The sequence below is a fragment of the Aeromicrobium senzhongii genome, assembly GCF_014334735.1.
In the GTDB taxonomy this organism is placed as follows: Bacteria; Actinomycetota; Actinomycetes; order Propionibacteriales; family Nocardioidaceae; genus Aeromicrobium; species Aeromicrobium senzhongii.
Genome location: NZ_CP060587.1, coordinates 1 through 10,885 on the forward strand (window position 1 = coordinate 1; position 10,885 = coordinate 10,885).

10 protein-coding genes are annotated in these 10,885 nt (G+C 69.0%); 6 read left to right on the plus strand and 4 right to left on the minus strand.

Annotated elements, in window-relative coordinates; all coding sequences use genetic code 11:
• Nucleotides 1-118: 118 nt before the first annotated feature.
• From dnaA to H9L21_RS00025, 5 genes are all read left to right on the plus strand, one after another.
• Nucleotides 119-1,588 (plus strand): chromosomal replication initiator protein DnaA, encoded by a 1,470-nt coding sequence (gene dnaA / locus H9L21_RS00005; protein WP_373681481.1) that lies wholly within the window; start codon nt 119-121, stop codon nt 1,586-1,588.
• Nucleotides 1,589-1,918: 330 nt separating this feature from the next.
• Nucleotides 1,919-3,064: a DNA polymerase III subunit beta gene (gene dnaN, locus H9L21_RS00010; protein ID WP_187411628.1), complete on the plus strand. Its 1,146-nt coding sequence runs from the start codon at nt 1,919-1,921 to the stop codon at nt 3,062-3,064.
• Between the two features lie 27 nt (nt 3,065-3,091).
• Nucleotides 3,092-3,994, plus strand: coding sequence for a phosphogluconate dehydrogenase (NAD(+)-dependent, decarboxylating) (gene gnd, locus H9L21_RS00015; RefSeq protein WP_154597275.1), 903 nt, complete (start codon nt 3,092-3,094; stop codon nt 3,992-3,994).
• A 117-nt stretch (nt 3,995-4,111) separates the two neighbouring features.
• Nucleotides 4,112-5,239 carry a DNA replication/repair protein RecF gene (recF, locus tag H9L21_RS00020; RefSeq protein ID WP_154597274.1) on the plus strand — a complete coding sequence of 376 codons (1,128 nt, stop codon included), beginning with the start codon at nt 4,112-4,114 and terminating at the stop codon, nt 5,237-5,239.
• Nucleotides 5,232-5,714: a DciA family protein gene (locus H9L21_RS00025; RefSeq protein WP_154597273.1), complete on the plus strand. Its 483-nt coding sequence runs from the start codon at nt 5,232-5,234 to the stop codon at nt 5,712-5,714. The genes recF and H9L21_RS00025 overlap by 8 nt, the downstream gene beginning before the upstream one ends.
• Nucleotides 5,715-5,811: 97 nt before the next feature.
• Here H9L21_RS00025 and H9L21_RS00030 read toward each other — a convergent pair whose 3' ends face one another.
• The 4 genes from H9L21_RS00030 to H9L21_RS00045 all read right to left on the minus strand — a co-directional run bounded on the left by H9L21_RS00030 (nt 5,812) and on the right by H9L21_RS00045 (nt 9,905).
• Complete coding sequence (locus H9L21_RS00030; protein WP_154597272.1) at nt 5,812-6,609, minus strand: phosphatase PAP2 family protein; 798 nt, start codon at nt 6,607-6,609, stop codon at nt 5,812-5,814.
• 21 nt (nt 6,610-6,630) lie between these two features.
• Complete coding sequence (locus tag H9L21_RS00035) at nt 6,631-7,956, minus strand: sugar ABC transporter permease (RefSeq protein ID WP_255467101.1); 1,326 nt, start codon at nt 7,954-7,956, stop codon at nt 6,631-6,633.
• A complete protein-coding gene (locus H9L21_RS00040) occupies nt 7,953-8,765 on the minus strand; it encodes an ATP-binding cassette domain-containing protein (protein WP_154597270.1) in 813 nt (270 codons plus the stop codon). Before H9L21_RS00040 ends, H9L21_RS00035 begins: the two co-directional genes overlap by 4 nt.
• Before the next feature lie 63 nt (nt 8,766-8,828).
• Entirely contained in the window at nt 8,829-9,905 is a 1,077-nt protein-coding gene (locus H9L21_RS00045; protein WP_154597269.1) for an ABC transporter substrate-binding protein, read from the minus strand.
• 165 nt (nt 9,906-10,070) lie between these two features.
• Here H9L21_RS00045 and H9L21_RS00050 point away from each other — a divergent pair, with 165 nt between their 5' ends.
• Nucleotides 10,071-10,859, plus strand: coding sequence for a DeoR/GlpR family DNA-binding transcription regulator (locus H9L21_RS00050; protein WP_154597268.1), 789 nt, complete (start codon nt 10,071-10,073; stop codon nt 10,857-10,859).
• The last annotated feature ends 26 nt before the right edge of the window (nt 10,860-10,885 follow it).

The window sequence follows — 10,885 nt, forward strand, 5'->3', positions numbered from 1 at the left end:
CAACAGTGTGAACAACCCCTCGGGCGGCCCGCCCTGCTCTCGGCCGCTCACGAAAAAATCCCGGGAAACCCGCCCGCTGTGGCGGAAGGAAGGCTGTGCAGTGCGCGACGAGGTTGAAGTGGACTTGGAGTCCGTCTGGCGCGATTCGGTCGCCACCTTGTCGCCAGGGGCGAAGGTCTTCGTCTACGGGGCCAAGCCTCTCTCGCTGCACAACGGCATCCTGATCGTCGCCGTCCAGGACGACCTCTCGCGCGCGCAGCTCGAATCGCGCGTCCGCCCGGCCCTGGAACAGGCGCTCACGACCCAGGCCGGTGAGGACATCCGCCTCGTGGTGACGATCGACCCCGAGGTCGTCGACGACGCACCCGAGCTCTTCTCCCCCGCGATCACGGTCGCCGAGGAACCGACAGACATCGACAAGTCGTCAAGTCGATTTGTCGACAGGGATGACGAGATCGAGGAGGACGACGACAGCCTCACCCCCAGCTGGGTCAGCCGGCCGGCCGCCTCCAAGGGCGGGCCGGGCCCGTCGCATCGCGCGAACATCGCCGAGGCACGACTGAACTCGCGCTACCAGTTCGAGAACTTCGTCATCGGCTCGTCGAACCGCTTCGCCCACGCCGCCGCGGTCGCCGCGGCCGAGGCACCGGGCAAGGCGTACAACCCGCTGGTGATCCACGGCGACTCCGGCCTGGGCAAGACGCACCTCCTGCACGCCATCGGGCACTACGTCATCAACCTCTACCCCTCGTCGCGCGTCCGGTACGTCAGCTCCGAGGAGTTCGTGAACGACGTCATCAACGCGATCGGTGAGAACCGCACCCCCGCGCTGCGTCGCAAGTACCGCGAGATCGACGTGCTGCTCGTCGACGACATCCAGTTCATCGAGAACAAGGACGCGACGCAGGAGGAGTTCTTCCACACCTTCAACGCGCTCCACAACGAGAACAAGCAGATCGTCATGACGTCCGACCGGCCGCCGTCGGAGCTGCGGACGCTGGAGGAGCGCCTGCGCAACCGATTCAGCTGGGGCCTGCAGACCGAGATGCTCCCGCCCGACCTCGAGACGCGCATCGCGATCCTGCGCAAGAAGGCCGCCACCGAGAAGCTGACCGCGCCGGCCGACGTGCTGGAGTTCATCGCCAGCAAGGTGCAGACCAACATCCGTGAGTTGGAGGGCGCCCTCATCCGCGCCACCGCGTTCGCCAACCTCAACGGCACGACCGTCGACCTGCAGTTGGCGCAGATCGTGCTCAAGGACCTGATCGCCGAGGGCGACGACCCCGAGATCACCGCCGGCATGATCATGGCGCAGACCGCGGCCTACTCGGAGTACACGATCGAGGAGCTGTGCGGCCCCAACCGCTCGCGCAACCTCGTCCTCGCCCGCCAGATCGCGATGTACCTGTGCCGCGAGCTCACCGAGATGTCCCTGCCGCAGATCGGCAGCGAGTTCGGCGGGCGCGACCACACCACCGTGATGCACGCCGAGCGCAAGATCCGCAAGCTCATGGCCGAGAAGCACGCCGTCTACAACCAGGTCACCGAGCTCACGGCACGCATCCGCCAGCAGGCACGGCAGTCCTGACGACTTTTGTTCTTCCCCACCTGGGGACACGGGTGTGGATGAACCGCCAGAATCGGTGCACCGGAGCTCCCAGGGTGTGAACACGATGTGAACGACAAACGTTCGTCCACAGCCCGACCGAGTCCCCCCACTGCGCCCACCACAACTTCATCCACAGGCAGAAAACACCGCTGACCAGCACAAACAAGGGTTGTCCACCGAATCCACAGGCCCTACTACGACGACGGAAAGTACAAAGAGCCAAATCCGAGTAGAAGTCACGACGCCCCATGGGTGTGGATGACCGCCCACCGTGGCAGGATTCGACTGACGAATGAGAGGCCCCAGAACGTGAAGTTCCGCATCGATCGCGACACCCTTGCCGACGCTGTCGGATGGACCGCCCGCAGCCTGCCGACCCGCCCGAGCGTGCCGGTGCTGACCGGGCTGTTGCTCGAGACCGTCGGCGACGAGCTCCACCTGTCGGGCTTCGACTACGACACCTCCACGCGCGCATCGCTGCCCGCGGAGGTCAACGACGAGGGGAAGGCGCTCGTCTCGGGCCGTCTCCTGGCCGAGATCGTGCGCGCGCTCCCCGCTGGGAAGCCGGTCGACGTCGTCCATGACGGCACCAAGGTCCAGGTCACGTGCGGCAGCTCGCGCTTCAGCCTGCAGACGATGCCGGTCGACGAGTACCCGCAGCTGCCGGCGATGCCCACCTCCACCGGAACCGTCAAGGCCGACGACTTCGCCACGGCGGTCGGCCAGGCCAGCGCCGCCGCCTCGCGCGACGAGATGCTGCCGTTGCTGACCGGAATCCGGGTCGAGCTCGAGGGCTCGACGATCTCGCTGATGGCCACCGACCGGTTCCGCGCCAGCCTGCGCGACCTGTCCTGGTACCCCGAGACCTCCGACATCTCGGCGCGCGCCCTCGTCCCGGCGCGCGTCCTGTCCGACACCGCCAAGGCACTGACCGCGGGCGGCGACATCACGATCGCGGTTTCCACCAGCGAGAACGGCGACGGACTCATCGGCTTCGAGGGCACCGTCGGCGGCGGCGTGCGCCGCACCACCACGCGTCTGCTCGAGGGCGACTTCCCGCGCGTCCGCCAGCTGTTCACGGCCCAGGCCGAGACGGTCGCGTACGTCAGCACCCACGCTCTGGTCGACGCCGTCAAGCGTGTCGCCCTCGTCGCCGAGCGCAACACCCCGGTCCGGCTCACGTTCTCCGAGGGCCAGGTCCTGCTCGAGGCCGGCAGCGGTGACGAGGCCCAGGCCTCCGAGAGCGTCGAGGCCACGATCGACGGCAACGACATCTCGATCGGCTTCAACCCGAACTACATGCTCGAAGGACTCTCGGTCATGACCGAGCCGGTCGTGCACCTGTCGTTCACCCAGCACACCAAGCCTGCCGCGATGTCCGGAGTCGCGGAGGTGGGAGCGGATCCCGATGGCGCGTTCCGCTACCTGATCATGCCGGTACGGCTCCAGAACTGAATCGCGCCAACGACGTCGGGAGGCGCCATGCACATCGGACTCGTCGGACTGGGGAAGATGGGCGGGAACATGCGTACGCGCATGCGCAACGCCGGTCTGACCGTGGTCGGATACGACCGCGATCCGGACGTCAGTGACGTCGGCTCGCTGGCCGAGCTGGTCGAGCAGTTGCCCAGCCCCAAGGTGGTCTGGGTGATGGTGCCCCACGGTGAGCCCACGCACAGCACGATCGCCGAGCTCAACGAGCTGCTCTCCGAGGGCGACGTGGTGGTCGATGGCGGCAACTCGCGCTGGACCGACGACGAGTTGCACGCCGAGATGCTGGGCGAGAAGAAGATCGGCTTCGTCGACTGTGGCGTCAGTGGTGGCGTCTGGGGTCTCGAGAACGGGTACGCGCTGATGGCCGGCGGCGACGCCGCGGACATCGCCAAGGTGCAGCCGGCGTTCGACGCCCTGCGCCCTGATGCCGAGAACGGCTTCGTCCATGCCGGCAAGACCGGCGCCGGGCACTTCAGCAAGATGGTCCACAACGGCATCGAGTACGCCATGATGCAGGCCTACGCCGAGGGCTACGAGCTGCTCGAGAAGGTCGACATGGTCGACAACGTCGCCGAGGTGCTCAACTCGTGGCGCGTCGGCACGGTCGTCCGATCGTGGCTGCTGGACCTGCTGGTCAAGGCCCTCGAGGACGACCCGGGCCTCTCGCAGATCCGCGGTTACGCCGAGGACTCGGGCGAGGGACGCTGGACCGTCGAGGCCGCCATCGAGAACGCCGTCCCCGCTCCGACGATCGCCGCCTCGTTGTTCGCCCGCTTCGTGTCGCGCCAGGACGAGTCGCCGGCGATGCAGGCGGTCGCGGCGATGCGTCAGCAGTTCGGTGGCCACGCCGTCCGTGCGACGCAGGAGAGCCCGGACGTCCCGCCGGCCTGATCCTCGAGCAGTCGCGTCCCGCGCCCGAGATGTGTAGCGGTAACCACCCGATTCGGGCCGAAAACGGTTCAAACGGGTGGACACCGCTACACATCTGGTCGGCCGTAGGCTGAGCGCATGCACGTCACTCGGCTCGAACTCACCGACTTCAGGTCGTACGAGTTCGTCGGGATCGACCTGCGGCCCGGTCCGGTGGCGTTCATCGGGGCCAACGGGCAGGGCAAGACCAACCTCGTGGAGGCGATCGACTACCTCGCCGGGCTGGACTCGCACCGGGTCTCGTCCGACACCCCGCTCGTGCGTGCGGGTGCCGAGCGGGCGATCGTCCGGGTGCAGCTCCAGCGCGACGACCGATCGGCCCTGCTCGAGCTCGAGATCACGCCCGGCAAGTCCAATCGCGCGCGGGTCAACGGCAATCCCCTGCCGCGGGTCCGTGACATCGTCGGCATCGCGCGGACGGTGCTGTTCTCGCCCGAGGACCTGGCCCTGGTCAAGGGCGACCCGTCCGACCGCCGGCGTTTCCTCGACCACCTGATCGTCATGCGGGCGCCGCGACTGGCGGGCGTCAAGGCCGACTACGACCGCGTCCTGCGTCAGCGCAACACGCTGCTCAAGACCGCCGGCCGACGCAGCAACGTCGAGATCTCGACCCTGGACATCTGGGACGAGAACCTCGCGCGCACCGGCGGCCAGCTGATCGCCGCACGGCTGGCGTTGCTGGACGCATTGGCTCCGCACGCCACCGAGGCCTACCGGGACGTGGCAGCCGGCGCCGCGGCCGATCGCCAGGTCGTGTCCCTCGTCTACAAGCCGTCGGTCGAGGGCGTCGAGGAACTGCGTGACGTCGACGACATCGCCAAGGCACTGCTCGACGAGATCGGCCGACGCCGTCGCGAGGAGCTCGAGCGCGGCATCAGCCTCGTGGGGCCGCACCGCGACGACGTCGTACTCGGGATCGGCGAGCTGCCCGCCAAGGGCTACGCCAGTCACGGCGAGTCCTGGTCCCTCGCGCTGGCGCTGCGCCTTGCGGCGTTCGCCCTGCTGCGGGACGAGGGCGACGACCCGATCCTGATCCTCGACGACGTCTTCGCCGAGCTCGACTCTGATCGGCGCTCCCGCCTGGCCGCCCGGGTCGCCTCGGCCGAGCAGGTGCTGGTGACGGCCGCCGTGCAGGGAGACGTCCCGCCCGAGCTGGTGGGTCAGGTCTTCGACGTGGCCCGAGGGGCGGTGACCCCACGTGACTGACGATGACGACGTGCTCCGGTTGGCCCGCGAGATCGCCGACGCGTACCGCACCGGGGGCCAGCCGGCGACCAGGCGGCGCCGGCCGATGCGGCGCACGGGTCCGGCGCGGCGCCCTGGTCGTGAGGATGCGGTCGCGCTGGGTGACGTCCTGGGCGAGATGGTGAAGAACCAGGGCTGGAACGACCGGCTCGCCGCGTCGCGCGTCTTCTCGGACTGGGCCGCGATCGTCGGCCCCGAGGTGGCCCAGCACTGCACGGTCGACCACTTCAGCGACGGGGTCGTGCACCTGGAGGCCGACTCCACCGCGTGGGCCAAGGAGCTCAAGCTGCTGGCGCCGCGGCTGGTGGCCAAGCTCAACCAGGAGCTCGGTGACGGTCAGGTGCTGCGGATCGACGTCCGTGGTCCGCAGGCACCCAGCTGGAAGAAGGGTCCGCGCTCGATCAAGGGACGCGGGCCGCGCGACACCTACGGATAGTGGGCCGGCCGCGCTCGCTTCGCTTCGCGCTCACTCCCGGCTCCGCAGAGCTCCGCCGGGCCGGCCCCTCGTCGCTTCGCTCCTCGCCATGGCGGGGTCACACCCGGGAGGCGTCCGGGCAGATCCAGGACATCAGCCAGATGGCGCACGCGGAGGCCAGGGCCACGGCGCCGAGCACCAGGGACGCCTGCAGGAATCCCTCGAGGCCCGACACCGGGCGCACGCCGATCAGGACGATCCCGATCAGCGACGCGACCGCTCCGCTGAGCGCCGTGAGGAACACCGCGGAGTCCCGCGATCGGCGGCCTCCGTGCACGAGAACGCCGACGGCGCACCACCCGAGGGTCACGAGCAGCGCGGCGACGACGTCGGCCGGCCGGTGCCAGCCCGCGACGATCGTCGACAAGCCGGTCAGGCCGGTGGCGAAGGTGCCCAGCCCGGCGACAGAGGCTCGCGCAGCGGGCGGGACGACGATCAACAGCGCGGCCACCGCGGCCGCGACGACCGTGACGTGGCCGCTCGGCAGGGAGTTGTGCACGCCGTAGCCCAGGTCCGCGCGGTCGAGCACGCCGTGCTTGAGCACCTGCGTGGTCACGTTCGCTCCGACGATGACGGTGAGGGCTGCCAGCGCGGCGCGGCCGTGCCGGCGCAGCGCGGCCAGCAGCAGGCACCCGACGGCGAGGACCGCCACCGTGCCGATCGAGACGCGACCCAGGATCGACAGCACGGTCAGCCGGGCCTCGCGACCCGCGGTGACCGCGAGCATCGCGTCCTCGTCCGCGGCCTGACCCGTCGTCGACCACAGCGCCACGCTCACCACGGCGAAGAACAGCGCGGCGGCACCGGCACCGACCACGAGGGCCGGTCCCACGACGGAGGATCTCGATCGGGTCATCGAACTCACCCCTCCAGCCTTTCAGACGGCGCAACGGCAACGGCCGCGTGCCGTCCGAGGGACGGACACGCGGCCGTGTGCGAGGTGCTGCGGAGCAGCTAGGCCCTGCCGTGACTGACCCGCGATCGCCGTGCGACCGAGTCCAGGATCACGGCGCAGCAGCACGCCACCGGTGACCATGAAGCGCCACGACGAGTCGAGGTTGACCAGGGTCAGGCCGCTGGAGATCGAGGAGATCACCAAGATGCCCAACAGTGCCGCGAAGGCCGACCCGCGGCCGCCGAAGAGGCTGGTGCCACCGATCACGGCCGCCGCGATCGCGTTGAGGTTCACGTCACCGGTGCCGCTGCTCTGAGCGGCGGCGGCGAGACGACCCGCGGCCAGGACTCCACCCAGCGCCGCCAAGGTCGAGGCCAGCATGAAGACGGTCATGTAGACCCGGTTCACGTTGACGCCGGCGCGGCGGGCGGCCTCCTCGTTGCCACCGACGGCGAAGACCGAACGGCCCCAGCGCGTGCGGGTGAGTGCGTAGTGCATCGCCAGGACGAGGCCGACGAACAGCACGAACATCCAGCCGATGCCGCGGGCCTGGTTCATGTACCAGGCGGCCGCGAGCAGGACGACGGCCATCGCACCGGCCTGCAGCGCGAGGTGCGACACCGGGACCGAGGACAGGCCGGCCGCAGCGCGAGCACGCGACCGTCCGAACCGGGCCAGGAAGAAGCCCGCCGCGGCCAGCACGACCAGGACGTACGACAGCGTCGCCGGCACGAACCACAGCTGGCCGAGCTTCACGATCGGGGAGTCGAACGGCAGGTTGATCGTGCCGCTGGGGCCGAGCACCTTCAGCTGCAGGCCCAGGAAGCCCAGCAGGCCGGCCAACGAGATGACGAACGACGGCACACCGAAACGCGTGTAGACGACCGAGTAGACGAAGCCGATCGTGGCGCCCGCGGCGAGCGAGGCGAGGACGGCCAGCCACACCGGCCAGTCGTGCTGGACGAAGGAGACGCCCAGGATCGCGGCCGACAAGCCGCTCACGGAGCCGACGGACAGGTCGATCTCGCCGACCAGCAGCACGCAGACGATGCCCAGCGAGATGACGCCGACCGCGGCCGACTCCATCAGCAGGTTGCCCAGGTTCGCACTGGACAGGAACGACGAGTTCAGCGACTGGAACACGGTCCAGATCACGACGAGGCCGACGATCACGGGCAGGACCCCGAGGTCACCGCCGCGGATCCGCTCGCCCAGCGAACGCACGAAGCCGCCGAGTCCCTCACTCGTGCGCAGGCGCTCGTCCTGCAGGTCGGCGGCGACGGGGCTCAGGCCCTCGGGGGTGGTCATCGGATCTCCTCATGGGTCGAGGCGGAACGGTCGGCACGGCGCGTCACGGCGTTGTCGGTGGCGCCGGTGATCGCCGCGACCAGCTCCTCGGTCGTGACGTTGCGGGCGTCGAAGACACCGTTGTTGCGGCCCAGACGCAGCACGGCGACGCGATCGGCGACGGCGCGGACGTCCTCCATGTTGTGGCTGATCATGATCACGGCGAGGCCGTTCTCACGCAGGCGCTCGACGAGGTTGAGGACCTCCGCGGTCTGGGCCACGCCCAGGGCGGCGGTCGGCTCGTCGAGGATGATGAGCTTCGGGTCCAGCAGCAGCGATCGGGCGATCGCCACCGTCTGGCGCTGACCGCCCGACAGCGAGGCGATCGGGATCCGCACGGACGGGATCTTGGCCGCGAGCTGGCGCAGCAGCTCCCAGGAGCGGACCTCCATCTGCACCTCGTCGAGGCGCAGCGGCGAGATCTCGCTGTTGAGGAAGAGGTTGCTGACGACGTCGAGGTTGTCGCACAGCGCGAGGTCCTGGAAGACCGTCGCGATGCCGAGGTCGATCGCGTTCTGCGGGCTCGTGATGCTGACCTCGCGGCCGTCGAACTCGAGCGTGCCGGACGAGGCCGCGTGGACGCCGGACAGCACCTTCACGAGGGTGGACTTGCCGGCGCCGTTGTCGCCGACGACGGCCACGACCTCACCGGCGTGGACGTCGAGGTCGACGTCGGTCAGTGCGGCGACGGCGCCGAAGTTCTTGCTGATCGCCCGAAGGCTCAGGATGGGGCGCCCGGACGCGGGGGTCGCCTCGGTGGGTTGGTTCATGTCTCTCCCTGTGGATCGACGACGGCCGGTCCCCACACGCGTGCGGGGACCGGCCGAGCGTGATCAGTTGATGCCGAGCTTCTTGCAGCCGGCGGCGTAGGCGCCGGTGCACACCTGGTCGGCGGTGTAGATGCCGCTGTCGAACATGACCTTCTTCACGTTCTCGGTCGTGACGACCTCGGGCGTGAAGAGCTGCGACGGAGTGTCGAACAGCTCGGTGTCGGCCTTCGGCTCCTCACCCTTCAGGAACGCGACGGCGGCCTCGGCGGCGGCGCTGGCGACGATGCTGATCGGCTTGGAGATCGTGTTGTACTGCTCACCGGCGATGATCCGCTGGATCGCGGCGACCTCGGCGTCGTTGCCGGTGACCGGCGGGACCGGGTCGATGCCCGCGGCCTTGAGGGCCGCGACGGTGCCGCCGCCGGTGCCGTCGTTGGCCGCGACCGCGCCCGCGATGTCGTCGCGGTACTTGGTGATCTGGCCCGAGACCCAGTCCTGGGCCTTCTGCGGGTTCCAGTCCGGCGTGTCGTACTCGGCCAGCACGTCGTACTTGCTGCCCTCGACGCCGGCCTTCATGCCCTTCTTGATGAGCTGGGCGGCGTCGTCCGTGGGCGACCCGTAGACCATCAGCAGGCCGCCGTCGGCCTGGTCGGCGTCGAGCTTCTTCACGAGCGACTCGGCGATCATCTTGCCGATCCCCTCGTTGTCGAACGACACGTAGAAGTCGGCCGGCTTGGTCGTGATCGGGCGGTCGTAGGTGATGACCGGGATGTCCTGCGCCTGGGCGTTGGCGACGATCGTGGCCGCGGCCTTCGTGTCGACCGCGTCGAGCACGAGGACGTCGACGCCCTGGGCGATGGCCGAGTTGGCCTGCTGCTGCTGCTTGTTCGGGTCGCCGTCGCCGTTCTGGTAGAGGACCTTGCAGTCCTCGCACAGTTCCTTGACCTTCTTCTCGAACAGCGGGCGGTCCTGCTCCTCGTAGCGCGTGGACGCGCGGTCCGGCATGAGGAACGCGATCGTGCCCGAGGCCTTGTCGCCGTCCTTGCCCTCGGAGTCGTCGCCCGAGCCGCAAGCGGCCAGCGTTCCCAGGGCCATGACCGCCGCGGCGACTGCCGCCATGCGGAAGCTCGTTGTCTTCATGTGTCTCTCTCTTCTGAACCGGGCGTCCGACCGAAGCCGTGCCTATACCATCGCTTGTGACAGCTGTCACACGCTGAATGCGGGGACCGTAACATTTAACACGTTAAGTCTGTCAAGTGGGCTGTTACCCCGACACACCGCGTGTTGACCCGAGGAAGGACACACATGACCGAGCAGGCTCCAGCCCGGCCATCGCGTGCTCAACGCCAGCGACGGATTATCGATCGCGTCGTCGAGCAGGGCTTCGCCAGCGTCGCGGAACTGGTCGAGGACGCGGGCGTCAGCGTCATGACGATCCACCGCGATCTCGACGATCTCGCGGGGCGCGGACTGCTCCGGCGCGTGCACGGCGGGGTCTCGGCGCTGCCCACCGGCGTCTTCGAGTCCAGCTCGGAGTTCCGGATGCAACGCCAGGTCGAGGCGAAGGACGCGCTCGCGCGCACGGCGCTGGGCTTCGTCGAGCCGGGGATGTCGGTGTTGCTCGACGACTCGACCACCGCCCTCGCCCTCGCCCGGCTGCTCCCGACGGTGGGCGCGGTCACCGTGATCACCAACTACCGGCAGGTGCTGGAGGTGTTGATGGACCAGGACGAGGTCTCGGTCATCATGCTCGGCGGGGCGTACTCGCGGACCCACGACTCGTTCATCGGCGCGCCCGACGCGTCGGGTCTGGCCACCTACGCCGTCGACGTCTCGTTCCAGTCGACGTCGACGATCGACGACGTCCGCGCCTACCACCAGGAGCAGGAGCTGGTGCTGATGAAGCGCGCCATGATCGGGGCCGGCGAGCGCAGCGTGCTGATGATCGACGGCTCGAAGGTGGGACGGCGCTCGCTGCACCGGTTCGCCGAGCTGTCGGAGTTCAGCGACCTGGTGGTGACGCCGGACGTTCCCGTGGCGATGCGCGAGACGATGGCCGAGCACGTGCGGCTCCACGTCACGGACGGCACGTGACACCGTCACAGTCCCGGTGATATAGA

Coding starts and splice junctions, on each gene's coding strand:
- gnd (WP_154597275.1), top strand. CDS start 3,092: ATGCACATCGGACTCGTCGGACTGGGGAAGATGGGCGGGAACATGCGT.
- recF (WP_154597274.1), top strand. CDS start 4,112: ATGCACGTCACTCGGCTCGAACTCACCGACTTCAGGTCGTACGAGTTC.
- H9L21_RS00030 (WP_154597272.1), bottom strand. CDS start 6,609: ATGACCCGATCGAGATCCTCCGTCGTGGGACCGGCCCTCGTGGTCGGT.
- H9L21_RS00035 (WP_255467101.1), bottom strand. CDS start 7,956: ATGACCACCCCCGAGGGCCTGAGCCCCGTCGCCGCCGACCTGCAGGAC.
- H9L21_RS00040 (WP_154597270.1), bottom strand. CDS start 8,765: ATGAACCAACCCACCGAGGCGACCCCCGCGTCCGGGCGCCCCATCCTG.
- H9L21_RS00045 (WP_154597269.1), bottom strand. CDS start 9,905: ATGAAGACAACGAGCTTCCGCATGGCGGCAGTCGCCGCGGCGGTCATG.
- H9L21_RS00050 (WP_154597268.1), top strand. CDS start 10,071: ATGACCGAGCAGGCTCCAGCCCGGCCATCGCGTGCTCAACGCCAGCGA.